We start from the raw sequence: 25217 nt of genomic DNA on the forward strand, positions 1-25217 counted from the left end.
GGCGGTGGCGGTGATCACTCGTCCTCGCGACTCGCCGTCCTGACCAGGGCGTCGACCGTGTGCGTCGCTGGCCCGCGGTTCCGGGCGAGGCGCTCCGGGCCGATGATCTCCAGGGAGCAGGAATGGCAGAAGGCACCGTCAAGTGGTTCAACAGCGAGAAGGGCTACGGCTTCCTCGCCCCCGACGGTGGTGGTGCGGACGTGTTCGTGCACTACTCGGCGATCCAGACGAACGGCTACAAGAGCCTCGACGAGGGGCAGCGCGTGTCGTTCGACATCGAGCAGGGGCAGAAGGGGCCGCAGGCCAGCGCGGTCACGCCGCTCTGAGCCACCCGGTCACCCGCCCGGCGCGGTGACCGGCAGCAGGCCGTACCGGCCGAGGCCCGCGCCCCGGCCGTGTTCCGCGGTGCCCGGGTGTCACCACCCCAGCGCCGCGTGCATCTCCCACACCAGGACCTCGGCCCCGTCCGGGCCGGCGGTGATCCGCCGGCCGCCGTCGTCGACGATCCTGGCCGCGTCGCCCGTACCGAGTTCGTCACCGGGCACGTCCTCCAGCGTCGCGCCCCCACGTGCCACGAACGCGTGCACGAACGGGGCGGTCGGCAGCTCCGTCGCCGCGCCCGGCGCGAGCCGTGCCACCGACAGGGCCGCCGCGCGCTGACGCAGCGGCAGCAGGGTCGACTCGCGGTGCCGTTCCAGGCCCGAGGCCAGGACGACCGTGTCCCCGCGCTCCCCCGCGTGCGCCGCACGCACGAGGTGGCGCGGCTCGCCGCCCGGTTCCTCGGGCACCACCCACATCTGCACGAACCGCACGCCCCCGTCCGGCGTCGCGTGCTCGGAGTGCCGCACCCCCGATCCCGCCCCCAGGTACTGCACCCCGCCCGGCCCGACCCGAGCGGTCCGCCCGGTGGTGCTGTCGCGGTGTTCCAGCTCGCCGTCGAGGACCCAGGTGAGGATCTCGGTGTCGCGGTGCGGGTGCTCGTCGTAGCCGCGCCCCGGGACGAGCCGGTCCTCGTTGTGCAGCAGCAGCAGCCCGAAGTGGGTGTTGGCCGGATCGTAGTGCGCCCCGGCGGAGAAGCTGTGCCGCGAGTCGAGCCAGCCGGTCTCCGTGCGCGCCCGCGAGCCGGCGCGGTACAGCGTGACGTGTCCTGTGGGTGCGTCCATCGTCGTGTCATGCTGCCCGACGTGCACCGCCACCCGGTCGCGGACGCGACGTTGCGCCGCCTCGAGCTCGCCTCGTCCCGGCTGGCCGCGGCCTGCCTGGCGGAGATGGAGCGGCGCTGCCCGTGGTTCGCGGGGCTGCCCGCCGACCAGCGCGCGGGCGTGGCCCTGGTGACCCAGACCGGCGTCGCGAACTTCGTGTCCTGGCTGCGCGAGCCCGACCGCACCACCCCGCTCACCGCCGAGGCGTTCCGGATCGCGCCGCGCGACCTGGCACGGCGGATCAGCCTGCGCCAGACCGTCGAGCTGGTGCGTATCGCCGCGGACGTGTTCGAGGAGCACCTGCCCCCGCTCGCCGACGACGGCACCGAGCGCCACGAGCTCACCGAGGCCGTGCTGCGCTTCGGCCGGGAGATCGCCTTCGCCGCCGCCACCGTGTACGCCGGCGCCGCGGAGTCCCGCGGCGCCTGGGACGCCCGGCTGGAGGCGCTCGTCGTCGACGCCGTGCTGCGCGGCGACACCGACGGCGCGCTCGTGTCCCGGGCCGCCGCGCTCGGCTGGGACCCCGCCGCCCCGGTGCACTGCCTGGTCGGCTCCGCTCCCGGCTCCGGCCCCGAGTCCCCGCAGCTGATCGTGGAGCTGCGCCGGGTCGCCGCGCGGCTCGGCCACGACGTGCTCGTCGGCGTCCAGGGGCGACGGCTGGTGGTCCTGCTGCACCTGACCGGCCGGCCCGCGCGCCGGGTCGCCGACCGGCTCGCCGAGACCACCTCGGCGCGTGCGGCGCCGACCGGGCCCGGCCCGGCCCCGGGGGCGAGCGCGGTCACCGCGCGGGTGCTCGCCGAGGTCGCGGCGCACTTCGGGCCCGGACCGGTCGTCTCCGGCCCGCCCAGCACCGATCTGGCCACCGCGGGTGCCGCCGTCGCCGAGGCACTGGCCGGACTGGCCGCCGCCCCCGGCAACCCCGACGCCCCGCGCCCGGTCGACGCCGCCGACCTGCTGCCCGAGCGCGCCCTGCACGGCGACCCGGCCGCGCGGCGACGGCTCGCCGAGGACGTCCTCGCCCCCCTGCACGACGCCGGGGGCGAGCTGCTGCGCACCCTGGCCGCCTACCTGGAGGGCGGGGCGAGTCTGGAGGGCTGCGCCCGCGCGCTCTACGTGCACCCCAACACGGTGCGCTACCGCCTGCGCCGTATCGGCGAGCTCGTCGGGCGCTCCCCCACCGACCCGCGGGAGGCGTTCGTGCTGCGCGCCGCGCTCGTCGCCGACCGCACCGCTCGCGCGTCCGACGGCCCGGCCGTCGCCGCGCACACCCCGCTGACTCCTCTGGACCCGACCGGGGAGCATGATCAGGAGGTCGACGGCGTCCGTGTCCCGGTGGGCGGGGCGTTGTCGTGAACCCTACAAACACCGGCCCCTACGGATCGGTAACGAGGCCCCGGTCACACCTGTGGTTCGTAGGTTTCCTACAACTTCGGTGGTCCGACTTCGTCGTAACCGGTATCCCGGCGCCGCCCCCGAGAGGTGTGTGATGTCCCCGTGATCGCCCTGCTCGCACCCGGCCAGGGGGCCCAGACCCCCGGCATGCTCGCTCCGTGGCTGGAGGACCCGGCCGCGGCGGAGGCCGTGGCCGGCTGGTCCGACGCCGTCGGGCTCGACCTGGCGCGTCTCGGCACCACCGCCGACGCCGAGGAGATCACCGACACCGCGGTCACCCAGCCGTTGATCGTCACCCTGGGCCTGCTGGCCGCGCGCCGCCTGCGAGAGCGGGTCGAGCTGCCGTCCGGGACCGTCGTCGCCGGGCACTCGATCGGCGAGATCACCGCCTGCGCGATCGCGGGCGTGCTGACCGAGGACGCCGCCGTCGCCCTCGCCGGGGTCCGCGGCCGTGAGATGGCCGCCGCCTGCGCCGTCGCGCCGACCTCGATGGCCGCCGTGCTCGGCGGCGAGGAGGAGGTCGTGCTGGCCCGCCTCGCCGAGCTGGGTCTCGACCCGGCCAACCGCAACGGGGCCGGCCAGATCGTCGCCGCCGGGGCGAAGGAGGCGATCACCGAGCTGGTCGCGTCGCCTCCGGAGAAGGCACGGGTCAAGGAGCTCCCGGTCGCCGGGGCGTTCCACACCGCGCACATGGAGCCCGCGCGTGCCGCGCTGGAGAGCCACGCGTCGTCGGTGCCGGTGTCGGACCCGACGCTCACGCTGCTGTCCAACGCCGACGGCGCGACCGTCGACACCGGCGCCGAGGCGCTGCGCCGGCTCGTCGCGCAGGTCACCCGGCCGGTCCGCTGGGACGCCTGCATGCAGACCCTCGCCGACCGCGGGACCGGTGCGACCCTCGAGCTGCCCCCGGGCGCGACGCTGACCGGGCTGGTCAAGCGCGCCGTCAAGGGCACCCCGACGCTGGCGCTCAAGACCCCCGAGCAGCTCGACGCCGCCGTCGACCTGATCTCCGAGCACGGGAAGTGAGCCCCATGCGAGCGACCCCGACCGTCGCGGGGGCCCGTTTCCTGGGCCTCGGCAGCTGGCAGTCCGAGCACGTGGTCACCAACGCCGACCTGGAGAAGCGGGTCGAGACCGACGACGCGTGGATCCGCAGCCGCGTCGGGATCGCCGAGCGCCGGATCGCCGACGCCGACACGTCGCTGACGTCCATGGCGACGGCGGCCGGGGCAGCGGCGCTGACCGACGCCGGCTTCGACCCGGCCGGGCTCGACGCCGTGATCGTTGCGACCTGCACGATGCCCAACCCGATCCCGAACGCCGCCGCCCAGGTGGCGACCGGCCTGGGCGCGAACGGCGTCGCCGCGTTCGACCTCAACGCGGCCTGCGCCGGCTTCAGCTACGCCACGGCCGTCGCCTCGGACATGATCCGGGCCGGTTCGGCCCGGCACGTGCTGGTCATCGGCGCCGAGAAGCTCTCGGACTGGGTCGACTGGGACGACCGCTCGACCTGCATCATCTTCGCCGACGGCGCGGGCGCCGCCCTGCTGGGACCGGCGGACGGCGAGGACGAGGTGGGCGTCGGCCCGGTCAGCTGGGGCAGCGCGGGCGACCACGCGTCGACCATCCGGATCCTCGGCGAGACCACGAACAAGCTGCACCAGGAGGGCCAGGCCGTCTTCCGGTGGGCGACGACGGCGATCTCCCCCGTCGCGCTGGACGCCGTCGAGCGGGCCGGGCTCACCCCCGCCGACATCGACGTGCTCGTCCCGCACCAGGCGAACCTGCGCATCGTCGAGGCGATCGCGAAGAAGCTGCGCCGCCACGGCGCCCGGGAGGACATGGTCGTCGCCGACGACATCGTGCACTCCGGCAACACCTCGTCCGCGTCCATCCCGATGGCGCTGGACCACATGCGCACGGCCGGCCGGGTACGGTCCGGCGACGTGCTGCTCCTCGTAGGCTTCGGCGCAGGACTGTCCTACGCCGGACAGGTCGTCGTCTGTCCCTGACGGGGCACCGGAGACCTGGCACCCGCACCCATCCACCGCGCAAGGAGAACCATCGTGGCTGACAACGCCGAGATCCTCACCGGGCTGGCCGAGATCGTCGAGGAGGTCGCCGGCATCGACACCGCCGAGGTGACCCCCGAGAAGTCCTTCGTGGACGACCTGGACATCGACTCGCTGTCGATGGTGGAGATCGCCGTGCAGGCCGAGGACAAGTTCGGCGCCAAGATCCCGGACGACCAGCTCGCCGAGCTGAAGACCGTCGGCGACGCCGTCGACTTCATCGCCAAGCACCAGTGATCCGTACCGGCGGGCTCGCACCGGTAGCGCTGTCCGCCGGGGAGAAGGAGACGTCATGACCGACGGAGTGGTCGTCACCGGTTTCGGGGCCACCACCCCGCTCGGCGGGGACGCCGCCTCCACCTGGGAGGCGCTGCTCGCCGGGAAGTCCGGGGTGGGAACCACCCGGGCCGACTGGACCGAGCGGTTCGACCTGCCGGTGTCCATCTCGGCCCAGCTCGCCGTGGAGCCCACCGAGGTCCTGCCCCGCGTGCAGGCCCGCCGGATGGACCGGTGCGAGCAGGTCGCGATGGTCGCCGCCAAGGAGGCCTGGGCGCACGCCGGGCTCGGCGCGATCCCCGGCGAGGACGGGGCCGCGGTCGAGGCCGAGCGGCTCGCCGTCGTCATCGGCGCGGGCATCGGCGGCGCGCCGACCCTGCTCGCGCAGGACGACCTGCTCGAGGAGCACGGGCTGCGCAAGGTCTCGCCGCTGACCGTGCCGATGCTCATGCCCAACGGGCCGGCCGCGCTGGTGAGCCTGGAGTACAAGGCCAAGGGCGGGGTGCACTCCCCCGCCTCGGCGTGCGCCACCGGCGCCGAGGCACTGGCCTGGGCCTACAAGCTGCTGCGCGACGGGGAGGTCGATGTCGTCCTCGCAGGCGGCGCCGAGTCCTGCATCGTGCCGATCACCGTGGCCGGGTTCGTGCAGTCGCGGACCCTGTCCACCCGCAACGACGACCCGGAGCGCGCCTCCCGGCCGTTCGACACCGGGCGGGACGGCTTCGTCCTCGGTGAGGGCTCGGGCGTGCTCGTGCTCGAGCGCGAGGAGTTCGCGAAGGCCCGCGGCGCCACCGTGCACGGCCGCCTCGCCGGGATCGGTCTGACGTCCGACGCGTACCACATCACCGGGCCCGACCCCGAGGGCGAGGGCCAGATCCGGGCGATGCAGAAGGCGGTGGCCGGGGCCGGTCTGACCGCCTCCGACATCGTCCACGTCAACTGCCACGCCACCTCCACGGTGGTCGGCGACGTGGGCGAGGCGACCGCCGTGAAGCGGGCGTTCGGCGACCACCCGGTGCTGACCGCACCGAAGTCGGCGCTCGGGCACCTCGTGGGCGGGGCCGGGGCCGTCGAGGGGATCATCGCGCTGCTCAGCGTGCGCGACGACATCGTCCCCGCGACGCTCAACCTGACCGACAAGGACCCGAAGGTCGAGCTGGACGTCGTCGCCGGCGAGCCGCGGAAGATGACCGTGGACGCCGCCGTCAACAACTCGTTCGGCTTCGGCGGGCACAACGCCTCGCTGGTGTTCACCAAGGCCTGACGGTTCCGTGCGGGTCCCCGGCCGGGGACCCGCACGCCCGCTCAGCAGGGGGCGCGCAGGATCCCGTCGGGGTTCCCGACGTCCATCCGCGGCGGCGAGCCCGCCATCGGGAAGGCGACCTGCCAGCAGATCCGGCCGACATGCAGGCCGGGCGGGCCGTCGTTCGGGTCCTGGACGCTGATGAAGCGCACCAGGGCGAGCACACCGCCGCCGGTCGCGGAGTCGATCCGGTCGATGCGGATGGTGCCGTCGGTGGTGGAGCCGATCCCCTCCAGCCACGACTCGCGGGGCTGCCGGTCGGCGGTCTCGGGGTTCACCACGCGGGTCCAGGTGGCGTGGTCGCGGCCGTTGACGGCGTTGAAGTAGAGCTGCACCTGCTGCATCACCAGCTGGGCCGCCGGATGCTCGGCCGCGCCCGCGCTGATCGTCACCTCGCTGCTGCCCGCGCCGCTGTCGGGAACGGTCTGCGGCGCGGAGGCGGGGGCGACGCCGGAACGGGTCGTCCCGGACACCGTCCACGCGACACCGCCGACGGCCACGAGCGCCACCAGCAGGACGCCGACCGTGATCGCGGCCCGGCCGTTCATTCCTCGCCCCCCATGGGACGACAGTCTGCCCGGCCCGGCTCGGCTCAGCCGACCCGGTGGGTCAGCAGCGTCACCGCCGCGCCGTCGCCGGCGAAGCGGAAGGACTCCAGCTCGTCGTCCCAGGCCGTGCCCAGCAGCTGGTCGAGACGCCGGGACAGCCCGGCGCCGCCGTGCTCGGCCATGACCGTGCGCAGCTGGTCCTCGGGCAGCACGACGTCGCCGTTGGCGCTGGTGCGCCCGTGCCACATACCCAGGCCGGGGACGTGCATGAACCGCTCCCCGTCCACGCCGGGGCTCGGCTCCTCGGTCACCTCGAACCGCAGCATCGACCAGGCCCTCAGCGCCCCCGCGAGGGCCCCGCCGCTACCGGCGGGACCGCTCCAGGTGCACTCGGCCCGCATCTGACCGGACGCCACCGGCTGCGCGGACCACTCGAGGGAGACCCGCGTTCCGAGAACGCCCGAGAGCGCCCACTCGACGTGCGGACAGACCGCAGTCGGCGACGAGTGGACGAACACCACTCCGCGTGTGCTCACTGCCAACCTCCGCTGTCGTCGACGAGGATCGTCTTCCCCTACGTCCTCGGCGCAGCGCGGCCGGTGCTCGGACCCGCGGTACTGATGTGCTGGATGTGGGTGTGGTGACCTCCGTGGCGTGAGTGGACTTCGGTGGCCTCACTCTGCCCGATTCCGCTCCGGGGAGCCACCCCGACACGACGACCGGGGGAACGGCACCCGGCGTGTCGCGGCCCGGCGCGCGGGTCAGGCGGTGTAGGTGGCGAGGGCGACCCCGGTGGCGGCGTCGGGAACCTCGGTCCGGCGCAGCTCGCCGAGGTCGGCGAGCACGTCGAGGTGCGCCCCGGTCTCCAGGACCGCGAGGGTCCGGTTGAACAGGTCCATGTCCTCCAGCCGGTGTTCCCGCCGGGTCCAGCGCAGGACCCGGGCGACGGCGTCGGCCGTCGGGTGGCCCGCGGCGACGGCGTCGCGGCACTGGGCGAGCCGGACGTCGTGGTGGGCCAGCAGCTCGTCGGTGCGGGCGTGCGCGCTGCCGCCGACCGGGCCGTGCGCGGGCAGCAGGGTCGCGTCCGGCCGGGACCGGACCAGGCGCAGCGAGTCGAGGAACTGCCCGAGCGGGCTCGCCACCGGCGACGGCTGCAGGCCGATCGACGGGGTGATCCGGGGCAGCACGTGGTCGCCGGCGAACAGCAGCTCATGGGCCTCGTCGGCGAACACGAGGTGCCCGCGGGTGTGCCCCGGGGTCTCCACGGCGGTCAGCGTGCGGGTACCCGCCGGGTCGGCGACGGCGATGGCGGCACGGTCGGCGATCCACTCGTCGGGGGCCTCCCACTCCTCGGGGAGCGGACGCGGCCACGGCCCGGCCCGGCCCAGCTCGTCGACGAGGCCGGCGGCGCCGGCACGCAGCAGCCGGGTCCGGTCGGGCTCGCCCTGCGGGCGGTCGGGATCGGTGATGACCTCCAGGTTGGGCCGCTCCCCCGCGCCGAGCAGCACACGGGTGCCGTACTCGCGGCGCAGCACCGCCGCCAGGGTGTAGTGGTCCCGGTGGGCGTGGGTGACCAGGAAGCGACGGACGTCGCCGAAACCGGAGCCCAGCGCGGCCAGCGCCTTGCAGAGCAGGTCGCGGGCCTCGTCGATCGCCCAGCCGGAGTCGATCAGGGTCCAGCCCGTGTCGTCGGCGAGTGCGTAGACGTTCACGGCACGCAGCCCGTCCTGCGGCAGCGGCAACGGGATCCGGTAGACGCCGGGGGCGCTGCGGAACACGCCCGGCGCGGTCCAGTCGCCGTCCGGGTCGTCATCGGTCACGGTGGGAGCGGCGGTCACCTCCCGACGATAGATGACCGCGCACGCGCGTCCGGGCCGGTGGCTCCCCCCACGGGGTCCCGTCATCACCCCGCGTGTCCGGACGGACACCGAGAGCCGACAGGTTCCGGACAGTCCACCCGAGGGTGGGACATGTTCGCACCGGGAGGGTGGTCCGATCCGCGCTACCGTCCCTGCGTTCGGTGATCAGAGGTCGACCTGGGGCGGGTCGGCGAAGGAGGGGCGCAGCATGGCGGCAGGGATCCCGGAGCAACGGTCCGGGCAGGACGCGCCGTTCCTCACCGTGGCGGAGGTGGCGGACCGGATGCGGGTCTCCCGGATGACGGTGTACCGGCTGGTGCACTCCGGGGAGCTGCCCGCGGTGCGCTTCGGGCGCTCGTTCCGCGTGCCACCCGAGTCGGTGGAGGCGTTGATCGAGTCGGCGCGCTACACCGGCGGGTGAGACACGGAGCCGGAATGATGCCGATCGACGCCGCGAGCGCGCGGCGGGTCGCGGACACCTACGACACCGCCGAGGCCCGCACCGAACGGGAGCGGACCCTGGAGCTGCTGGATCCGCGGGCCGGTGAGCAGATCCTGGTCGTCGGGACCGGGCCGGGACAGCTGCTCGACGAGGTCGCCCGGGCCGTCGGTCCGGGCGCCACGGGTGTCGACCCGGACCCGGTGATGGTGACGCTGGCGCGACGCCGGTGCGGCACCCGGGCCGTCGTCACGCAGCGCGCGCTGGCCGGTCCGGGCTCGCTGCCCGGCGGGCCGTACGACGCGGTGGCCTGCCTGCAGGTGCTCGAGTTCCTGGAGGACCTGCCGGCGGCCGTCGCCGAGCTGTACCGGGTCCTGCGCCCGGGCGGTCGGCTGCTGGTCCTGGACACGGACTGGACCTCGCTGCACTGGCCCGGGCCCGGGCAGGACCGGCACCGCCGCATCCGCGACGCGTGGTGCACCACGGTGCCGCGGTCGCGGCTGCCCTACGAGCTGGGCCCGCTGCTGCAGCGCGCCGGGTTCGGCGGGGAGTGGACGCGCCGGATGCCGATGCGCGGTCCGGCCTCCACCGGCTACGGCGCCGCACTGCGGGAGATGGTCGCCGACGCCGCGCCGGGCCGGTGCGGGCTCACCCGGGCCGACGTCGACGCGTGGGCGTCGGGCGTCGCGTTCTGCGGCGACGAACCGTTCTCGGTGGACCGCTGGTTCCTGGGCGCCGTCCGGCCCTGAACCGGCGGGCGTGGCGCGCGGGGCGCCGGTCGGGCAGCATCGCGGCCGTGGGCTCCCCGTCGTCGCAGACACCGATCACCGCGCGGGTGAGGATCGGGCAGCAGCCCGACTTCGTTCGCCTGTTCCAGACGCTGCCCCGGGCCGGCGAGTGGGTCAACTTCGCCCCGCCGGGCCGGCGGCGCGACGACTACGAGGTCGACTGGGTGCTGCACTGGGCGATCGACCCCGACGACACCGACAGCCCGGACGTCACCGTCGAGATCCAGCTCGTCGACCCGGAGTAGTCCGCTAGTCGAAGCCGTGGCTGCGGACCGCGGCGACGCCGCCGTCGCGCAGGGCCTCGAGCACCGCGCGTTCGTGCGGGACCGTGTCGGCGGGCAGGTCGGCGAGGGCGAACCAGTCCAGGCCCGCGGTCTTCCCGTCCTCGGCGCGACGTGGCTCGCCGGCCCAGTGTCGGCAGGTGAAGAAGAAGTCGACGCGTTCGTCGACCGGGTTCCCGTTGCGCCGGGTGCGGTGCACCGCGGTCAGCGGGACGAGGTCGGCGGGGTCGACGGTGACGCCGAGCTCCTCGTGGGCCTCGCGCACCGCGGCGGCGGCCGCGTCCTCGCCCGCCTCGACGTGCCCGGCCGCGGCGGCGGCCCAGTGGCCGTCCATGAACCCGGTGCCCGCACGCAGCTGGAGCAGTACCTCGGTGCGTTCACCGGTGCCGCGCAGCAGCAGGACGTAGGACGCCGGGACGACCCGGTAGCGCTCGCTCACGCCGTCGACCCTAGGTGCCGTACCGCCGTTCGCCGACGGCAACACCGGGGTAACCCGGCGGTCCTACCGTCGGGCGGATGGCGGCCCCCACCTCGCGCCCGGCACCGGTCGGCGACCGGCTCGGCGTCGTGCCGCCGCGGGACTCGGAGCTGCGGTTCCGCACCGTGCACGGCTACCGGCGGGCGTTCCGGGTGGCCGGCTCCGGGCCCGCGGTCGTGCTCGTGCACGGGATCGGCGACAGCTCGGCCACGTGGGAGGCGGTGTTCCCCGCACTGGCCCGGCGGCATCTGGTGATCGCCCCGGACCTGCTCGGGCACGGGCACTCGGACAAGCCGCGCGCCGACTACTCCGTCGCCGCCTACGCCAACGGGGTCCGCGACCTGCTCGGAGTCCTCGGGGTGCCCCGCGCGACGCTGGTGGGGCACTCGCTCGGCGGCGGCGTCGCCATGCAGTTCGCCTACCATACCCCGAACGCACCGAGCGTCTCGTGCTGGTCGGCACCGGCGGGGCGGGACCGGAGGTCACGCCGCTGCTGCGCGCGGTGAGCCTGCTCGGCGCGCACGCGGTGCTGGCGGCCTCGCAGCTGCCGCCGCTGCGGTGGCAGCTCGGGTGGGCCCTGGACGCGCTGCGCCTGGTCGGGGCCGACCTCGGCCGCGACGCCGCCGACCTGCTCCGGCTGGTCGACGCGCTGCCCGACGCGACGTCCCGGACGGCGTTCATCCGGACGCTGCGCGCCGTCGTCGACTGGCGCGGGCAGGTGGTGACCATGCTCGATCGCTGCTACCTGACCCGTGGGATGCCGACCATGCTCGTGTGGGGCGCCCGGGACGCCGTCGTGCCGCTGGCGCACGCCCGCACCGCGCACGCCGCGATGCCGGGCAGCAGGCTGGAGGTCTTCGACGACGCCGGGCACTTCCCGCACCACAGCGACCCGGCCCGGTTCGTCGGGGTGCTGGAGGAGTTCCTGGGGTCCACCGACCCGGCGCGGTGGAGTCCGGAGCAGTGGCGCCAGCTGCTGCGCTGCCCCGCTCCCCCGCCCGCCGGCGTCGCCGGGGCGCGGACGGGACCGGTCTCGGCGACCTGACCCCGGGCCCGCGGTCAGAACACGAACCCCAGCCAGGTGCCGGCACAGCCGTGGCAGGCGCCGTGCGTCGTCGCGGCGCGGTGCACCGGGCGCAGGCAGATCACGCAGTGGGTCAGCCGGCGCCGGGCCCGGCGCAGCAGACCGTCGCGCACCTGGCGGACGGCGAGCCCGGCGTCGCCGTCCGGGTCGTCGCAGCCGGGCAGGACGGGTACCTCCACCGCGTCCGCCGGGTCCAGCACCGGGAGACGGCCGTCCCGTCGTGGTTCCGGACGGGCCAGCAGCACCGGACCCGCCGGGGCGAACCCGAGCATCAGCTGCGGCGGCTCCCCGGCGACGAACCAGGCCACCGGGTCCGGCGTCGCGCCGGGCGGGAGGAGCCCCGCCGAGCGCAGGTCGGCGTCGGTCCAGCCGCCGCGACGCAGGTCGGCCGGGGTCAGCCCGAAGTGCCGCAACCCGTCGGCGGGCAGGTCGAGCTCGCGCAGCTCCGCCGGGGACGGGACGCCGACGTAGACGGTCCCGCGCTCCCCCGCCGGCTCCGGGACGGGCCCGGTGTCGTGGCCGTCCGCGACGCGCCACGGGGCGGCGACGAGTACGGCGAGCACCCGCGGGTCGACGCCGAGGCGCCCGGCCACCTCCGCGGTGCGGTCCTCGGTCACGTGGTCCCCGATCCCTGCCTCCGTCACACGCGCCGGGGCAGCTCCGGTGTCGGAGCCGCCCCGGTCTGGTGCGGTGTCGGTCAGCTGCAGCCGCTGGTGGAGCCGCAGCCCTCGCAGAGGTAGCAGGACCCGGCGGGGCGCATCTTCGTCCCGCAGGTCATGCACAGCGGTGCGTCGGCGGCCTTGCCCAGACGCAGCTCGAGCAGCTCGGTGGAGCTGCCGACCTCGACCGGCGCCGGATCGACACCGGCCTCCTTGCGCTCCTCGGTCGTCGGCACGGAGGAGCGGAACTCCTCCATGTCGAGCTTCTCGCCGGTGCCGTAGTCGTTCTCGACCTGGGCGGACCGCTCGTCGGAGGAGAAGATGCCCAGCTGGGCGCGCTTCTCGTACGGCAGGTGGTCCAGCGCCAGGCGGCGGAACAGGTAGTCCAGCACCGAGGTCGCGATCCGGACGTCCGGGTCGTCGGTCATCCCGGCAGGCTCGAAGCGCAGGTTGGAGAACTTCGAGACGTAGAACTCCAGCGGGATGCCGTACTGCAGACCCACCGAGATCGACATCGAGAAGGCGTCCATCACGCCGGCCAGGGTCGAGCCCTGCTTGCCGAGCTTGACGAAGATCTCGCCGAGACCGTCGTCGGGGTAGCTGCCGGCGGTGAGGTAGCCCTCGGCGCCACCGACGGTGAACGACACGGTCTCGCTGGGCCGCTTCTTCGGCAGCCGCTTGCGGACCGGCCGCTGCTCGACGACGACGTGCTTCTCCGGCTCGGCGTCGGCCTTCTTGTCGCCGCCCTTGCCTGCGGACAGCGGCTGGCCGACCTTGCAGTTGTCGCGGTAGATCGCCAGGGCCTTGAGGCCGAGGCGCCACCCCTCGAGGTAGATCCGCTCGACGTCCTCGACGCTCGCCCGCTCGGGCATGTTGACCGTCTTGGAGATGGCACCGGACAGGAACGGCTGCGCGGCGGCCATCATGCGGACGTGGCCCATCGGGGCGATCGTCCGGTCGCCCATGGCGCAGTCGAACACCTCGTAGTGCTCGGGCTTCATGCCCGGGGCGTCGACCACGTGGCCGTGCTCGGCGACGTACTCGACGATCGCCTCGGCCTGCTCGGCCTGGTAGCCGAGGTTGTCCAGGGCGCGGCGCACCGACTGGTTGACGATCTGCATGGAGCCGCCGCCGACCAGCTTCTTGAACTTGACCAGCGCCAGGTCCGGCTCGATGCCGGTCGTGTCGCAGTCCATCATCAGGCCGATCGTGCCGGTCGGGGCCAGCACCGACGCCTGCGCGTTGCGCCAGCCGTTGACCTGCCCGATGTCCTGGCACTGCTTCCAGACCTCGGTGGCGAGCTTCTGCACCGGGGTGCTGGAGGCGAAGGTGCGGATGCGGTCGTTCTCCGCGGCGTGCTTGCGGATGACGCGCTGGTGGGACTCGGCGTTGCGGGCGTAGCCCTCGTACGGGCCGACGACGCCGGCGAGCTCGGCGGAGCGCTTGTACGCGGCACCGGTCATCAGCGAGGTGATGGACCCGGCGAGCGCGCGGCCGCCCTCGGAGTCGTAGGCGTGGCCGGTCGCCATGAGCAGCGCGCCGAGGTTGGCGTAGCCGATGCCCAGCTGGCGGAACTTCCGGGTGGTGTCGGCGATCGGCTCGGTCGGGAAGTCCGCGAAGCAGATCGAGATGTCCATCGCGGTGATGATCAGCTCGACGGCCTTGGCGAAGGTCTCGGCGTCGAACCGGTCGTCGGAGTCGAGGAACTTCAGCAGGTTCAGCGACGCCAGGTTGCAGCTGGAGTTGTCCAGGTGCATGTACTCCGAGCACGGGTTCGACGCGCTGATGCGGCCGGACTCCGGGGTGGTGTGCCAGTCGTTGATCGTGCCGTCGTACTGGATGCCGGGGTCGGCGCAGTTCCAGGCCGCCTCGGCGATGCCGCGGAACAGCGTGCGGGCGTCGACGCGCTCGATGACCTCACCGGTCATGCGGGCACGCAGACCGAAGTCGGTGCCCCCCTCGACGGCGCGCATGAACTCGTCGGTGACGCGGACGGAGTTGTTGGCGTTCTGGTACTGCACCGAGGTGATGTCGGAGCCGCCCAGGTCCATGTCGAAGCCGGCGTCGCGCAGGACGCGGACCTTGGCCTCCTCCTTGGCCTTGGTCTCGACGAACTCCTCGATGTCGGGGTGGTCGACGTCGAGGACGACCATCTTCGCCGCGCGCCGCGTGGCGCCGCCGGACTTGATGGTGCCCGCGGAGGCGTCGGCACCGCGCATGAACGAGACCGGGCCCGAGGCGGTGCCGCCGGAGGACAGCAGCTCCTTCGACGAGCGGATGCGCGAGAGGTTCAGGCCGGCACCGGAGCCGCCCTTGAAGATCAGGCCCTCCTCGCGGTACCAGTTCAGGATCGACTCCATCGTGTCGTCGACCGAGAGGATGAAGCAGGCGCTGACCTGCTGCGGGCTGGCGGTCCCGACGTTGAACCACACCGGCGAGTTGAAGCTGAACACCTGGTGGATCAGCATCCAGGTCAGCTCGTGGTCGAAGATCTCGGCGTCGCCGTCGGTGGCGAAGTAGCCGTGCTCGAGACCGGCCCGCTTGTAGGTGCCGACGACCCGCTCGACGAGCTGCTTGAGGCTGGACTCGCGGGTGTCCGAGCCCACCGCGCCGCGGAAGTACTTGCTGGTGACGATGTTGGTGGCGTTGACCGACCAGCTGCGCGGGAACTCGACGCCGCGCTGCTCGAAGTTGACGGTGCCGTCGCGCCAGTTCGTCATGACGACGTCGCGGCGCTCCCACTCCACCTCCTCGTAGGGGTGGACCCCTTCGGTGGTGAAGACACGCTGCACGGTCAGGCCGGGCGCGCGCTTGGCGCCGGTCTTCCCGCGGCCACGCGACGGCTTGGCCGCCGCGCTCTCACCGGTGTCTGTCGTCGGGCCCCCGACGGTCTCGGTCATGAACTGCCTCCGCACATCCGACGCTTCTCCGCCCGCACGCTGGGGTGCGCGGACGGCTCTCTTCCCGGTACGACCGGCGACGACGACGCGCCGCTCAGCCGTCCGGGTGGTGACCGGCCTCGTCGTCGGCTGCTTCCCCGGCAGCCGCCGAACGCAGGTCGGCGATCTCCTTCTCGAAGTCCTCGATGGAGGAGAAGGACCGATAGACACTCGCGAACCGCAGGTACGCGACCTCGTCGAGCTCACGCAGCGGCCCGAGGATCGCCAGCCCGACCTCGTGGCTGGGGAGCTCCGCCGCCCCGCGCGCCCGCACCGTCTCCTCGACCCGGTGGGCGAGCTGTTGCAGGTCGTCCTCGTCGACCGGCCGGCCCTGGCACGCCCGCCGAACCCCGCCGACGACCTTCTGCCGACTGAAGGGCTCGGTCACCCCGCTGCGCTTGACGACGGCGAGCACGGCCTCCTCGACCGTGGTGAACCGTCGTCCGCACGAGGTGCAGGACCGGCGCCGGCGGGTGCAGGTCCCGTCGTCGGCGGTCCGGGAGTCGATCACGCGGGAGTCCGGGTGTCGGCAGAACGGGCAGCGCATGGACGCTCACACCCCTCTTCCGTGACGTTCCGGAAACTCTCCGCGGCGATCCGTCCCCCCAACCAGTGGCGGAACGACACCAATGTAACCCCTACATCTAGGGGTACGCCATCCCGGGCCCGGTGCCACGCCGAGCTTCGCCCGATCGGGAACCGAGCCTCGCACACCACGTTCCGCGACCGGTCCGTCGCCGACGATGATGGAGCGGGGCATCAGCGCTGGTGGCGCCGAGGAACGTCGCGGGCGGCGCCGTCCGTCGCGCCGGAGGGACCGCGACCGGCGGCCACCCGATGCGGGGACACGCCCTGCGGACGCGCCCGGCGGCACGTCGCCGACTCCTCCGGCGACATCCCGGCGACCATGTCCCGACACCCGCGCGCCACCCCGCGCACGCCGTCACCCGATGCGACGCCGACGCGGCGTCCGTCGCTCCGCACCGTCACCACCTCGGACCGCCCCGCAACGCACGGCCGTGCGAACCACGGGGTGCGGCGCCGCACTGCGCAGCGCCGGCCGACGTCAGCGCACGGCGCCGACCGACGGCACGGCGGCCGCGGGGGCGTTCCAGCCCGCCGCCGCGTCGCCCAGCAGCCCGAGCGCCACCACCGCGGTCGTCGCGCACAGCAGGGCCGCGACCCCGGTGAGGAACCGCTCCAGGCGCCCGCGGGCGCGGCTGCGGGCCGGACGCGGGCGCGCCGGGACCAGGCAGCGCCGGGACGGCGGACGGACGGTGCGCGGTGCCGGCACGGCCACCGACCGAGGACGGGGCGGCGCCGCGGCCGGCGCGGGCCGCGTCAGCGTCGCCGTCGCCCTCGGGGCCGGGTCCGCGGTGGTGCAGCGGGGCGTCCGGACCGCGGGGTTCGGACCGCCGGCGGGACCGGACACCGGGACACCGGCCCCGGGGGCGCCGGACACCGGAACGCGCCGGGAACGGGCGGCGGGATGGCGGGCCACCGACTCGGTCAGTGCGCGCTCGCGCGCCCCGTGGGCCGCCCACCGGTGGGCCGCGCGCGCGGCGGCCGACGAGCCGGCACCGGCCGCACCGGCGAGACCGTCGGCGGCCCGCACCCGCTCCCGGGCGGCGCGCCGGGCGCGCGAGGTGGGGGTGCCGGGCGCCGGGGCGCCGGTCAGGCAGCCGACCGCGCCGTGATCGCGGATCCGCTCGTCGAGCTCTCGCATGGTTCCTCCTGCCGTCGGACCGCCCGTCCCCCGGGCGGTCTCGTCTCCCCCGCTCCCGACCGGCCCTTCCCCGAGCCCGGTCGAACGGGTGTACGAGCGGTGTAGCACCCGGCACCGACAACAACCGCGTTCCCGCAGATCGTCGCCCGTGCCGGGGACGTTCTCAGCGTGGTGCGCCGACCGCGGGCGGCCCGACCGGGCCGTGGGTGGCGACCGCGACGTCGGCGAGCACCCCGAGCGCGACGACCGCGGCCGCCGAGGCGAGCAGGACACCCGACGCGGCCACCGCACGGCGCACGACGCCCGGCACCCGGCCGGGCCGCACCCCGTCGGTCGCGGCGCACCCCGGGACCCGCCCGATGACCGTCACGTCCCCGATGACCGCCGCACCCACGATCGCCACCCCCGCTGCCGTTCCCGCTGCCGGTCGCCCCCGCGCGGCCGGACGGCGACGCGGACCGCGTTCGATCGAACCAGTGTTCGATCGAACGCGTGTGCGATGTTGTACCACCGCGGCCCGACGGAATCCACGACACGCCCCGGGCGACTTCGAACGCATGTTTGGCGAACGGGCCCGTGGCGGCTAGGGTCGTCGCCGTAAGTACCCCGAGGAGGCGAATGCGATGGCAGCGGACGACACCGGACACGGTGGTCCCGGCGTGACCGGCACCGCCGCGGACCGGGGATCCGCGAAGGTCCGGGAGTTCCCCGACCCCGCGGCCGACACCCGCGGCCTGACCCCGCGGCAGAAGAAGGTCCTGGCCGTCATCCGGGACTGGGTGGACCGGTACGGCTACCCGCCCAGCGTCCGCGAGATCGGTGACGCGGTGGGCCTCACGTCCACCTCGTCGGTGCACCACCAGCTCCGCACCCTGGAGCGCAAGGGCTTCCTCCGGCGCGACCCGAACCGCACCCGCGCGGTCGACGTCCGCAGCCCGGAGCAGATCGCCGGTACCGACGGGACGGACTCCGACACCGACACCGCCGACCTGCGTTCCGCGCGGCCGGCGCCGGCGTTCGTGCCGCTCATCGGCGACATCGCCGCCGGTGGCCCGATCCTGGCCGAGCAGGCCGTGCAGGACGTGTTCCCGCTGCCGCGCGAGATCGTCGGCGAGGGCACGCTGTTCCTGCTCAACGTCAAGGGTGACTCGATGGTCGACGCCGCGATCACCGACGGCGACTGGGTCGTCGTGCGCCAGCAGCCGGTGGCCGAGCAGGGCGAGGTCGTGGCCGCGATGATCGACGGCGAGGCGACTGTGAAGACGTTCCGCCGCAAGGACGGGCACATCTGGCTGATGCCCGCGAACGACGCCTACGACCCGATCCCGGGTGACGACGCGTCGATCCTGGGCCGCGTCGTGGCGGTCCTGCGCCGCCTCTGACCTCCTCGGACGGCGCCCGCTCCCGCGATCAGCGGGACCGGCGGCGCCGTCCGTGCAGGGACATCGCGACGGCGCCGGCGGCCAGCAGCGCCCCGAGCGCCGCGGCCCCGCCCGCGGCAGGCAGCCACGACGGGTACGTGCGGTACTCGGGCACCGCGGCGGGCTGAGGCACGACCGGTGCCTGCGGAACGGTCGCCGCGGACACCGCGCCCGGGACGACCGTGACCGCCGCCGCGGTCAGGCCCCTCGCCTCGCTCCCGGAGTGCAGCGCGCCCCGGCCGTCCGGGGCGATCGCCTCACCCTGCGCCTCCCCCGGCAACGGCACCGGCAGCGGTGCCCCGCCCAGGGCCGCGACCAGCGCGTCGGCGGTCGCCGGTCCGCCGGCGGGCAGCGGGAACACCCAGGCGTCGGTGTAGGTCCGCAGCACGACGGCGCGCCCGCCATCGGCCCCGGCCGGCGAGAGCCCGCCGCCGGTGACCGTGCGCGACCCGGCGGCCCCGAGCGGCCCGCCGCCGGTGCCGGACCAGGGCAGCACCACCTGTGCCACCCGGCGCAGCTCCACGGGGTCCCCGCCATCGCGCAGCGGCGCGGCGGGCCGGTACACCCCGGCGGCCCCGGTGGTCTTGTCGACCAGCAGGGGCACGCCGTCGTCGCCGACCAGCAGTGCCTCGACGTCGCGCGGACCGTCGGGGTGGACGAGGTCGTGCACCCGTGGCGGCCCGGCCGGGGGCAGCACGACGAGCCGGACCGACCCGCGCCGCGCCCCGTTGTCGCCGGTGTCGGCGAGCCACAGCTCCCCGCCCGGTCCGAGGCCGAGGTCCTCGACGTCGGTGACCGGGACGTCGGCCTGCCGGGTGCCGGTGACCGCACAGCCGGCCGGGTCCAGGGTGAACGCCCGCGCGGTCCCGCCGCCGTCGACGACGGCGTGGTAGCGCTGCGGGGCCGCGCCGGGCGGGCCCTCGGCGACCAGTCCGGACAGCTCCGCCAGCCGCGGGTCGTCGATCGAGCAGGCCGGGATCGCCCCGGGCGGCGGCGCGGCCGCACCCGTGAGCGCGCCGGTCAGGCAGAGGACCGCGGTCAGGCGGCGGGCCACGGTCCCGGGACCCGGCCGCCCGGCCGGTGGGACGCTCAGTGGCCCGCCGCCGTCGCCGGCAGGTCGGTGCCGGTCCCGGTCGGCAGGGCCGAGCCCGCCACCGCGAACGGCAGCACCGCGGTGCCCAGCTCGGGCTTCACCCGCGCCCGGATCCGGGTGCCGTCGGCGGTGTGTTCCTCGGCGAGGACCTCGCCGTCGTCGTGCAGCCGCGCGACCAGCGCACCCTCGGTGTAGGGCAGCAGGAGGTCGACCTCGTACTCCGGGCGCGGCAGTCGCTCGGCGATGCGCTCCCGGAGCCGGCTGATCCCGTCTCCGCTGTGCGCGGAGACGAACACCGCGTCCGGCTGGGCGTGCCGCAGCCGGGCCAGCGCGAGGTCACCGGCCGCGTCGGTCTTGTTGATCACGAGCAGCTCGGGCGGCATCGTGTCGCCCGCAGCCTCACCGACCTCGACGAGCACCTGGCGGACCGCGGCGATCTGGTCGTCGGGCAGCGGGTCGGACCCGTCGACGACGTGCACCAGCAGGTCGGCCCGGGCTGCCTCCTCCAGCGTGGAGCGGAACGCCTCGACGAGCTGGTGCGGCAGGTGCCGCACGAACCCGACGGTGTCGGTGAGGGTGTACTCGTGCCCGTCGGGCGTCTGCGCCTTGCGGGTGGTCGGGTCCAGCGTCGCGAACAGCGCGTCCTGCACCAGCACGCCGGCGTCGGTGAGCTGGTTGAGCAGGCTCGACTTGCCCGCGTTGGTGTAGCCGACGATCGCGACCGACGGGATCTCGTTGCGGCGACGGCTGCCGCGCTGGGTCTCGCGGACCTGGCGCATCGCCCCGATCTCGCGGCGCAGCTTCGACATGCGCGCGCGAATCCGGCGCCGATCCAGCTCGATCTTCGTCTCACCGGGGCCACGGCCACCGATACCGACACCGCCCGCGGCGCGGCCACCGACCTGCCGGGACAGCGCCTCACCCCAGCCGCGCAGCCGCGGCAGCAGGTAGGACAGCTGCGCGAGCTCGACCTGGGCCTTGCCGTCCCGGGAACGGGCGTGCTGGGCGAAGATGTCGAGGATCAGCGCGGTCCGGTCGATGACCTTGACCTTGAGCCGCTCCTCCAGCTGGCGGAGCTGGCCGGGTGACAGCTCGCCGTCGCAGATGACGGTGTCGGCGCCGGTGGCGCGGACGGTTCCGAGCAGTTCCTCGACCTTGCCGGAGCCGATGAACGTGGCCGGGTCCGGGCTGGAGCGGCGCTGGACCAGGCCGTCCATCACCTCGGAACCGGCGGTCTCGGCGAGGCGGGCCAGCTCGGTCATCGAGTTCTCGGCCTGCTCGGCCGTGCCCTCGGTCCAGACGCCGACGAGCACGACCCGCTCCAGCTGGAGCTTACGGTACTCGACCTCGGTGATGTCGGTGAGCTCGGTGGACAGCCCGTGGATCCGGCGCAACGACGTGCGCTCCTCCAGGTCGAGCTCGCCACCCGTCGGAACCGGGTTCGACGCGGAGGGGGTCACGGAGGGGTGCGTGTGGGCATCAGTCATCTCGACCCCATCCTCCCACGTCGCGGGGCCCGTGTCCGCCCGGATTCGCGACGCTCAGGCGGGCGCGTCCCACCACGCCCGGTCCAGCTCCCCGGACGCGAGCAGCACGGCCGGGCCGTGCAGCGTCGTGGGCCCGGTCCGGTCGTCGGTACCCGCCTCCACCGTCACCCGCAGCAGCCCGCCCGGGACGGTGACCTGCACGTCGCCGGCGGAGTGCCCGGCGTGCCGCAGCGCGGCGACGGCGGCGGCGACGGTCCCGGTGCCGCAGGAACGGGTCTCCCCCACGCCGCGCTCGTACACCCGCATCCGGATCCGGCCGCCGTCGGCGGGACCGTCCAGCGGGGTCAGGAACTCGACGTTCACCCCGTTCGGGAACAGCGCCGGGTCGAACGAGGGCGCGCGGGTCAGGTCGAGGGTGTCCGGGTCGGCCGCGGTGACGCAGGCCAGGTGCGGGTTGCCGACGTCGAGGGCGATGCCGTCGACACGCGCGTCGCCGCTGGTGGCGACCGACGCCGGGCCGACGCCGACCGTGCCGAGCCCGACCGAGACCCCGTCCGGCCCGACCGCGGTGTCGAGCACCCCGTTGCGGGTGCCGACCGGCCCGCCGGTGGCCCAGCCGCGCTCGTGCAGGTAGCGGGCGAACACGCGCAGGCCGTTGCCGCACATCTCGGCGAGCGAGCCGTCGGCGTTGCGGTAGTCCATGAACCACTCGACGCCGTCGGCGGGCTCACCGACGCCGGGCTCCCCGGCGAGCTTCGCCCAGCGCACGACCCGCAGCACCCCGTCCGCGCCGAGGCCGCGGCGGCGGTCGCACAGGGCGGCGACGCGCGCCGGGGTGAGGTCGAGCGCGGCGTCCGGGTCGGGCAGCACCACGAAGTCGTTCTGCGTGCCGTGCCCCTTGCTGAACGCGATGCCGCCGGTCATGCCACCAGCCTACGAGCGAGCACCGCGCGCGCCGAGGCCATCAGGTCCGGGTCGGCACCGTCGAGCCAGTGGATGCGGCGGTCGCGGCGGAACCAGGAGCGCTGGCGGCGCACGAACCGCCGGGTCGCCCGGACCGTCTCCTCCCGGACACCGGCGAGGTCGGGGTGGGCGGGGTCGCGGTCGAGGGCCTCGATCACCTGCCGGTAGCCCAGCGCGCGGGACGCCGTGCGGCCCTGCGCCAGCCCGTGGCGGAGCAGGGTGCGGGTCTCGTCGACCAGACCGTCGTCGAGCATCCGGTCCACCCGCAGCGCGACGCGCTCGTCGAGCTCGGCGACGTCGCGGTCCACGCCGAGCAGCACGGCGTCGTAGCGGGGGGTGCCCGCCCCGGGCAGCGTCGCCCGGAACGGCCGGCCGGTCAGCGCGATCACCTCGAGCGCGCGGACGATCCGCCGCCCGTTCGAGGGCAGCACCTGCTCCGCGGCGACCGGGTCGACCGCGGCGAGGCGGGCGTGCAGCGCGCCGGACCCGTCGCGGTCCAGCTCGGCCTCCAGCACGGCGCGCAGCTCCGGGTCGGTGCCGGGGAACTCCAGCTCGTCCAGCACGGCCTGCACGTAGAGACCCGAGCCGCCGACGAGCACCGGGGTGCGTCCGGCGGCGCGCAGCTCCTCGACGACCGCCCGGGCCTCGCGCTGGTAGGCCGCGACCGAGGCGGTCTCGGTGACGTCGAGGACGTCGAGCTGGTGGTGGACGATGCCGCGCCGCTCGTGCGGGGCGAGCTTCGCGGTGCCGACGTCCAGGCCGCGGTAGAGCTGCATCGCGTCGGCGTTGACGACCTCCCCGCCCAGCGCCAGTGCCAGCTCCAGCCCGAGGTCGGACTTGCCGGTCGCGGTCGGCCCGACCACGACCACGAGCGGCGGTGCCGTCGACGGAGGGGCGTTCACGCCGGTTCCCACAGCGCCACGTGGTAGGCGACGCCGTAGGGCATCGAGGTGTGCCGGTGCGCCGCCGTCCAGGCCCGCCCGCGCGCGGCACCCGCGAGGACCTGCCAGGGCGCGCGGCCGGACGCCCAGAGTGCGGCGGCGCCGTCCGGGTCGAGCCGGGCGAGCGCCTCGGGGTCACCGGCGTCGAACGCGGCGGCGACGACGGCGTCGAACGCCTCGGCGCGGCCGTCGAACCCGCCGGGGGCCTTCGCGGTGTGCTTGGCCGCGCCGTCACCGACGACGAGCAGCCCGACCCCCTCGCCGGCGAGCTCCGCGCCCAGCGCCAGGCAGTCGGCGACCGGGGCGTCCGGCGCGACGAGCTCGCCGCGCGCCGACCCGACCCCGGTCGGCACCGCGGCCCAGGCCGCGACCAGCAGCGGGAGCGGGAGCTCCGGGCCCTCGTCGGGACCGGCCGGACCGGGCAGCGCGACGGGGACGTCGCGGCCGTAGCCGGCGAAGGTGCCGCGGGTACCCGGGGCGACGGTGCGCCGCCCGCCGGGATCGGCGCCGACGACGACCCAGCTGTCCGCGGCCGCGGCCAGACCCGTCACGGCGGTGGCGACGGCCTCGCGCAGCCCCTCGGTCTCGACCGCCGCGTCGCCGCTCAGGGCGGGGACGAGGAGCGGGGGCTGGGGCAGGACGGCGATCGCGGCGGGCACGGGATCCGAGGGTAATCAGCGCTCCCCCGCCGCGACGCCCGTACCCGGCCGGGGGCGCGCGGTTCCCCCGAAGGCGGTGGACCTGCTTGAATCGCCGTTCCGGCCTCCGCACCGCGCGAGGGGCCCGGTGCGCGCACGGCCCCGGACGGACATCCGCACCGGGGCGCCCGCCCCCGCGGCGGGCCGAACGAGGAGGACCTACCGGTGTCCGAGACCCACGCGACCGACGCTGCAGGACAGGGTGCCGAGCCCACCCGGCCCACCCGCCGAAGCCGGGGCCGCCCCGGCCCGGCCCACGGCCCGGACCGCCGCCCGCCGCGCGACCCGCGCCCACCCCGGCCGCGGTCGCACCGCCCGCGCCGCCCGCAGCGCTGCCGTCGCCGGTGCCCTCGGCGGCCGGTGACCCGGGGCGCTGGGGCCGCGCCGACGACGACGGGACCATCACCCTGGTCACCGCCGACGGCGAGCGGGTCGTCGGCTCCTACCAGGCCGGTCCGCCCGCGGAGGGCCTGGAGCACTACGCGAAGCGGTTCGACGCGCTGGTCACCGAGACCGAGGTGCTCGCCGCGCGGATCGCCGGCGGCGGGGACGCGAAGGCGTCGCTCACCGCGCTCACCGCGCTGCGCGAGGGCCTCGGCGAGGCGCACGTGGTCGGGGACGTGCCCGCCCTGCGCGAGCGGCTCGACGAGCTGGTCGGCCGGGCCGAGCAGGGCGTCAGCGCGGCGAAGGAGGAGCGCGAGCGCGCCCGGCACGACGCCGTCGCCCGCAAGGAGGCGCTCGCCGTCGAGGCCGAGAAGATGGCCGCGGACTCCACCCAGTGGAAGCAGGCCGGGGACCGGTTCAAGGCCATCCTCGACGAGTGGCGCACCGTCCGCGGCGTCGACAAGAAGACCGACGAGCAGCTGTGGAAGCGCTTCTCGAAGGCCCGTGAGGCGTTCAACCGGCGGCGCGGCTCGCACTTCGCCGACCTCGACCGCCAGCGGGTCACCGCGAAGGCCCGCAAGGAGGAGCTCGTCGACCGGGCCGAGGCCCTGGCCGACTCCGACGAGTGGAACGCGACCGCGGCCGCCTACCGCGACCTGATGACCGAGTGGAAGGCCGCGGGCCGCGCCCACCGCGAGGCCGACGACGCGCTGTGGGCCCGCTTCCGCGGCGCGCAGGACCGCTTCTTCGCCCGCCGCGGGGAGCACTTCTCCGCCCGCGACACCGAGTTCGCCGAGAACGCCGAGGCGAAGCGGGCCCTGCTCGCCGAGGCCGAGACGATCGACCTGTCCGACCCGGACGGCGCACGGGCCCGGCTGCGCGAGGTCCAGGAGCGCTGGGAGGCCATCGGCAAGGTCCCGCGCGAGGAGATCCGCACCCTGGAGGGGCGGCTGCGCGGGATCGAGGACAAGGTCGCCGCCGCCGCGGACGCGCAGTGGCGCCGCACCGACCCCGAGGCCCAGGCCCGCGTGGAGCAGTTCCGGGTGCGGGTCGAGCAGTTCGAGGCGCAGGCGGAGAAGGCCGAGGCGGCCGGCGACGGCAGGCGCGCCGAGCAGGCCCGTGCGCAGGCGGCGCAGTGGCGGGAGTGGCTGACCGCCGCCGAACAGGCGGTCGACGAGCGGTAG

General features: G+C 75.1%; 26 protein-coding genes and 1 pseudogene. 12 read left to right on the forward strand and 15 right to left on the reverse strand.

Features of this window, described 5'->3' with window-relative positions; all coding sequences use genetic code 11:
* Positions 1 to 122 precede the first annotated feature (122 nt).
* The gene (locus ZF1_RS19655) at positions 123 to 326 is read left to right on the forward strand and encodes a cold-shock protein (RefSeq protein ID WP_020624180.1); all 204 of its coding nucleotides are present in this window, start codon (positions 123 to 125) and stop codon (positions 324 to 326) included.
* 90 nt (positions 327 to 416) lie between these two features.
* On the opposite strand, the gene ZF1_RS19660 is transcribed toward ZF1_RS19655, so the two are convergent.
* Positions 417 to 1163, reverse strand: coding sequence for a pirin family protein (locus tag ZF1_RS19660; protein ID WP_178372967.1), 747 nt, complete (start codon positions 1161 to 1163; stop codon positions 417 to 419).
* 9 nt (positions 1164 to 1172) lie between these two features.
* Here ZF1_RS19660 and ZF1_RS19665 point away from each other — a divergent pair, with 9 nt between their 5' ends.
* The 5 genes from ZF1_RS19665 to ZF1_RS19685 all read left to right on the forward strand — a co-directional run bounded on the left by ZF1_RS19665 (position 1173) and on the right by ZF1_RS19685 (position 6206).
* Complete coding sequence (locus ZF1_RS19665; protein WP_482638028.1) at positions 1173 to 2555, forward strand: PucR family transcriptional regulator; 1383 nt, start codon at positions 1173 to 1175, stop codon at positions 2553 to 2555.
* 141 nt (positions 2556 to 2696) lie between these two features.
* Positions 2697 to 3620: an ACP S-malonyltransferase gene (locus ZF1_RS19670; protein WP_482638029.1), complete on the forward strand. Its 924-nt coding sequence runs from the start codon at positions 2697 to 2699 to the stop codon at positions 3618 to 3620.
* The gene (locus ZF1_RS19675) at positions 3617 to 4606 is read left to right on the forward strand and encodes a beta-ketoacyl-ACP synthase III (RefSeq protein ID WP_482638030.1); all 990 of its coding nucleotides are present in this window, start codon (positions 3617 to 3619) and stop codon (positions 4604 to 4606) included. The genes ZF1_RS19670 and ZF1_RS19675 overlap by 4 nt, the downstream gene beginning before the upstream one ends.
* Before the next feature lie 54 nt (positions 4607 to 4660).
* On the forward strand, positions 4661 to 4903 hold the full coding sequence (locus ZF1_RS19680; protein WP_020623056.1) for an acyl carrier protein: 243 nt from the start codon (positions 4661 to 4663) through the stop codon (positions 4901 to 4903).
* A gap of 55 nt (positions 4904 to 4958) precedes the next feature.
* The gene (locus ZF1_RS19685; protein WP_062396635.1) at positions 4959 to 6206 is read left to right on the forward strand and encodes a beta-ketoacyl-[acyl-carrier-protein] synthase family protein; all 1248 of its coding nucleotides are present in this window, start codon (positions 4959 to 4961) and stop codon (positions 6204 to 6206) included.
* Between the two features lie 41 nt (positions 6207 to 6247).
* Here the strand turns inward: ZF1_RS19685 and ZF1_RS19690 are convergent, their stop codons facing one another.
* From ZF1_RS19690 to ZF1_RS19700, 3 genes are all read right to left on the reverse strand, one after another.
* The gene (locus tag ZF1_RS19690; RefSeq protein ID WP_062396637.1) at positions 6248 to 6793 is read right to left on the reverse strand and encodes a hypothetical protein; all 546 of its coding nucleotides are present in this window, start codon (positions 6791 to 6793) and stop codon (positions 6248 to 6250) included.
* A 44-nt stretch (positions 6794 to 6837) separates the two neighbouring features.
* On the reverse strand, positions 6838 to 7329 hold the full coding sequence (locus tag ZF1_RS19695; protein ID WP_043277342.1) for a DUF3145 domain-containing protein: 492 nt from the start codon (positions 7327 to 7329) through the stop codon (positions 6838 to 6840).
* A 225-nt stretch (positions 7330 to 7554) separates the two neighbouring features.
* Positions 7555 to 8631 carry an MBL fold metallo-hydrolase gene (locus ZF1_RS19700; protein ID WP_253067496.1) on the reverse strand — a complete coding sequence of 359 codons (1077 nt, stop codon included), beginning with the start codon at positions 8629 to 8631 and terminating at the stop codon, positions 7555 to 7557.
* Positions 8632 to 8860: 229 nt separating this feature from the next.
* On the opposite strand from ZF1_RS19700, the gene ZF1_RS19705 reads away from it, so the two are divergent.
* From ZF1_RS19705 to ZF1_RS19715, 3 genes are read left to right on the forward strand one after another with little or no spacing between them, the layout of a single operon-like run.
* Positions 8861 to 9073, forward strand: a complete 213-nt coding sequence (locus ZF1_RS19705; protein WP_020623051.1) for a helix-turn-helix domain-containing protein — start codon at positions 8861 to 8863, stop codon at positions 9071 to 9073.
* Between the two features lie 14 nt (positions 9074 to 9087).
* A complete protein-coding gene (locus ZF1_RS19710; RefSeq protein ID WP_482638031.1) occupies positions 9088 to 9840 on the forward strand; it encodes a methyltransferase domain-containing protein in 753 nt (250 codons plus the stop codon).
* A gap of 47 nt (positions 9841 to 9887) precedes the next feature.
* Positions 9888 to 10124, forward strand: a complete 237-nt coding sequence (locus ZF1_RS19715) for a hypothetical protein (protein WP_062396644.1) — start codon at positions 9888 to 9890, stop codon at positions 10122 to 10124.
* Positions 10125 to 10128: 4 nt separating this feature from the next.
* Here the strand turns inward: ZF1_RS19715 and ZF1_RS19720 are convergent, their stop codons facing one another.
* Positions 10129 to 10599, reverse strand: coding sequence for an NUDIX domain-containing protein (locus tag ZF1_RS19720; RefSeq protein WP_253067494.1), 471 nt, complete (start codon positions 10597 to 10599; stop codon positions 10129 to 10131).
* A gap of 77 nt (positions 10600 to 10676) precedes the next feature.
* On the opposite strand from ZF1_RS19720, the pseudogene ZF1_RS19725 reads away from it, so the two are divergent.
* Positions 10677 to 11683, forward strand: a pseudogene (locus ZF1_RS19725) (alpha/beta fold hydrolase).
* Positions 11684 to 11697: 14 nt separating this feature from the next.
* Here ZF1_RS19725 and ZF1_RS19730 read toward each other — a convergent pair.
* The 5 genes from ZF1_RS19730 to ZF1_RS19750 all read right to left on the reverse strand — a co-directional run bounded on the left by ZF1_RS19730 (position 11698) and on the right by ZF1_RS19750 (position 17440).
* The gene (locus ZF1_RS19730; protein WP_357439309.1) at positions 11698 to 12339 is read right to left on the reverse strand and encodes a hypothetical protein; all 642 of its coding nucleotides are present in this window, start codon (positions 12337 to 12339) and stop codon (positions 11698 to 11700) included.
* 80 nt (positions 12340 to 12419) lie between these two features.
* Positions 12420 to 15281 carry a vitamin B12-dependent ribonucleotide reductase gene (locus ZF1_RS19735; RefSeq protein ID WP_253067492.1) on the reverse strand — a complete coding sequence of 954 codons (2862 nt, stop codon included), beginning with the start codon at positions 15279 to 15281 and terminating at the stop codon, positions 12420 to 12422.
* A gap of 94 nt (positions 15282 to 15375) precedes the next feature.
* Positions 15376 to 15867 carry a transcriptional regulator NrdR gene (gene nrdR / locus ZF1_RS19740; protein ID WP_062396654.1) on the reverse strand — a complete coding sequence of 164 codons (492 nt, stop codon included), beginning with the start codon at positions 15865 to 15867 and terminating at the stop codon, positions 15376 to 15378.
* 519 nt (positions 15868 to 16386) lie between these two features.
* Complete coding sequence (locus tag ZF1_RS19745) at positions 16387 to 17046, reverse strand: hypothetical protein (RefSeq protein WP_476652163.1); 660 nt, start codon at positions 17044 to 17046, stop codon at positions 16387 to 16389.
* Between the two features lie 163 nt (positions 17047 to 17209).
* Positions 17210 to 17440, reverse strand: coding sequence for a hypothetical protein (locus ZF1_RS19750; protein WP_476652165.1), 231 nt, complete (start codon positions 17438 to 17440; stop codon positions 17210 to 17212).
* 229 nt (positions 17441 to 17669) lie between these two features.
* Here ZF1_RS19750 and lexA point away from each other — a divergent pair, with 229 nt between their 5' ends.
* Positions 17670 to 18428 (forward strand): transcriptional repressor LexA, encoded by a 759-nt coding sequence (lexA, locus tag ZF1_RS19755; RefSeq protein WP_062396661.1) that lies wholly within the window; start codon positions 17670 to 17672, stop codon positions 18426 to 18428.
* Positions 18429 to 18456: 28 nt separating this feature from the next.
* Here lexA and ZF1_RS19760 read toward each other — a convergent pair whose 3' ends face one another.
* From ZF1_RS19760 to ZF1_RS19780, 5 genes are read right to left on the reverse strand one after another with little or no spacing between them, the layout of a single operon-like run.
* A complete protein-coding gene (locus ZF1_RS19760) occupies positions 18457 to 19521 on the reverse strand; it encodes a hypothetical protein (protein WP_482638032.1) in 1065 nt (354 codons plus the stop codon).
* A 35-nt stretch (positions 19522 to 19556) separates the two neighbouring features.
* Positions 19557 to 21047, reverse strand: a complete 1491-nt coding sequence (hflX, locus tag ZF1_RS19765; RefSeq protein WP_253069226.1) for a GTPase HflX — start codon at positions 21045 to 21047, stop codon at positions 19557 to 19559.
* A 54-nt stretch (positions 21048 to 21101) separates the two neighbouring features.
* A complete protein-coding gene (dapF, locus tag ZF1_RS19770; RefSeq protein ID WP_350591381.1) occupies positions 21102 to 21971 on the reverse strand; it encodes a diaminopimelate epimerase in 870 nt (289 codons plus the stop codon).
* A complete protein-coding gene (miaA, locus tag ZF1_RS19775) occupies positions 21968 to 22912 on the reverse strand; it encodes a tRNA (adenosine(37)-N6)-dimethylallyltransferase MiaA (protein WP_482638033.1) in 945 nt (314 codons plus the stop codon). Before miaA ends, dapF begins: the two co-directional genes overlap by 4 nt.
* Positions 22909 to 23610, reverse strand: a complete 702-nt coding sequence (locus tag ZF1_RS19780) for a class III extradiol ring-cleavage dioxygenase family protein (protein ID WP_476652170.1) — start codon at positions 23608 to 23610, stop codon at positions 22909 to 22911. The genes miaA and ZF1_RS19780 overlap by 4 nt, the downstream gene beginning before the upstream one ends.
* A 371-nt stretch (positions 23611 to 23981) precedes the next feature.
* On the opposite strand from ZF1_RS19780, the gene ZF1_RS19785 reads away from it, so the two are divergent.
* Positions 23982 to 25217 carry a DUF349 domain-containing protein gene (locus ZF1_RS19785; protein WP_208821050.1) on the forward strand — a complete coding sequence of 412 codons (1236 nt, stop codon included), beginning with the start codon at positions 23982 to 23984 and terminating at the stop codon, positions 25215 to 25217.

It is taken from the genome of Pseudonocardia sp. ZF1, from assembly GCF_056835605.1.

What these genes read in the sequence shown, in the direction of transcription:
- dapF (WP_350591381.1), bottom strand. Translation starts at nt 21,971, where the DNA reads ATGACCGGCGGCATCGCGTTCAGCAAGGGGCACGGCACGCAGAACGAC.
- hflX (WP_253069226.1), bottom strand. Translation starts at nt 21,047, where the DNA reads ATGACTGATGCCCACACGCACCCCTCCGTGACCCCCTCCGCGTCGAAC.
- ZF1_RS19745 (WP_476652163.1), bottom strand. Translation starts at nt 17,046, where the DNA reads ATGCGAGAGCTCGACGAGCGGATCCGCGATCACGGCGCGGTCGGCTGC.
- ZF1_RS19665 (WP_482638028.1), top strand. Translation starts at nt 1,173, where the DNA reads ATGCTGCCCGACGTGCACCGCCACCCGGTCGCGGACGCGACGTTGCGC.
- ZF1_RS19690 (WP_062396637.1), bottom strand. Translation starts at nt 6,793, where the DNA reads ATGAACGGCCGGGCCGCGATCACGGTCGGCGTCCTGCTGGTGGCGCTC.
- ZF1_RS19705 (WP_020623051.1), top strand. Translation starts at nt 8,861, where the DNA reads ATGGCGGCAGGGATCCCGGAGCAACGGTCCGGGCAGGACGCGCCGTTC.
- ZF1_RS19655 (WP_020624180.1), top strand. Translation starts at nt 123, where the DNA reads ATGGCAGAAGGCACCGTCAAGTGGTTCAACAGCGAGAAGGGCTACGGC.
- nrdR (WP_062396654.1), bottom strand. Translation starts at nt 15,867, where the DNA reads ATGCGCTGCCCGTTCTGCCGACACCCGGACTCCCGCGTGATCGACTCC.
- ZF1_RS19660 (WP_178372967.1), bottom strand. Translation starts at nt 1,163, where the DNA reads ATGGACGCACCCACAGGACACGTCACGCTGTACCGCGCCGGCTCGCGG.
- ZF1_RS19710 (WP_482638031.1), top strand. Translation starts at nt 9,088, where the DNA reads ATGATGCCGATCGACGCCGCGAGCGCGCGGCGGGTCGCGGACACCTAC.
- ZF1_RS19735 (WP_253067492.1), bottom strand. Translation starts at nt 15,281, where the DNA reads ATGACCGAGACCGTCGGGGGCCCGACGACAGACACCGGTGAGAGCGCG.
- ZF1_RS19685 (WP_062396635.1), top strand. Translation starts at nt 4,959, where the DNA reads ATGACCGACGGAGTGGTCGTCACCGGTTTCGGGGCCACCACCCCGCTC.
- lexA (WP_062396661.1), top strand. Translation starts at nt 17,670, where the DNA reads ATGGCAGCGGACGACACCGGACACGGTGGTCCCGGCGTGACCGGCACC.